This window comes from Streptomyces ureilyticus, assembly GCF_011045025.1.
GTDB lineage: Bacteria > Actinomycetota > Actinomycetes > Streptomycetales > Streptomycetaceae > Streptomyces > Streptomyces ureilyticus.
On sequence record NZ_JAAKZX010000505.1, the window covers coordinates 1 to 729 of the forward strand.

1 pseudogene is annotated in these 729 nt (G+C 72.6%); it reads right to left on the reverse strand.

Annotated elements, in window-relative coordinates:
* Positions 1–729, reverse strand: a pseudogene (locus G6048_RS48395) (sacsin N-terminal ATP-binding-like domain-containing protein); the annotation flags it as partial.

A 729-nucleotide genomic window follows, 5' to 3' on the forward strand; every position in this document is an offset into this window, starting at 1 on the left:
AGACCCATCTCGTACGCATCTACCGCAAGCTGAGCGCGGACAACGGAGCGGCGGCGGTGTCGGAGGCAGCCCGTCGTCCACCAGGTCCAGGTCCCGTACGGCGGTGATCTCCGTGGCGACCGGGGGCACGGGTGTGTCGGGCAGGCGGTCGAGTGCGTCCTCGCACCAGACGTCCACGGCGTCGAGTACGCCGACGTCGTCGGGTTCGGTGTAGTCGCCCTCTCGGGGTTCCAGTTCGTCCGGGTCCAGGACGACATCTGTGGCGCGTACGAGGGTGAAGTTGGCCAGTACGCCGCAGGCGGCCAGTGGCCGCTCGCCCCAGCGGTCGGCCAACTCGGCGTCCACGGAGGCCAGTTCGTCCTCGCGCATGACCTGGGCGAAGGGGCTGCCGGGGAGGACGAGTTCGCCGGCGGGGGCGAGTTCGCCCTCGTCGTCGGGGAGGGCGAGGGCGCCGAGCCAGGGTTCGTCGCCGGGTTCCAGGGCCGCGTCGCGTACCAGGGCGAGGACGGTGTCGGCCAGTTCCTCGGCGTCCGGGGCGTCCTCGTCCCAGCCGGCGTCGTCGTCGAGGGAGGCGGCGACGGCCGTACGGACCTGCGGGGTGGTGAGGATGGCGCGGGGTGTGGCGGGCAGGGCGCCGAGCTTCTCCAGGAGGGGGTGTGCGGCGTCCTGGTGGGCGACCTTGAGGCCGAGGCGGGCGAGGATTTCGGAGGTGGCGGCCCAGGTGTCGTG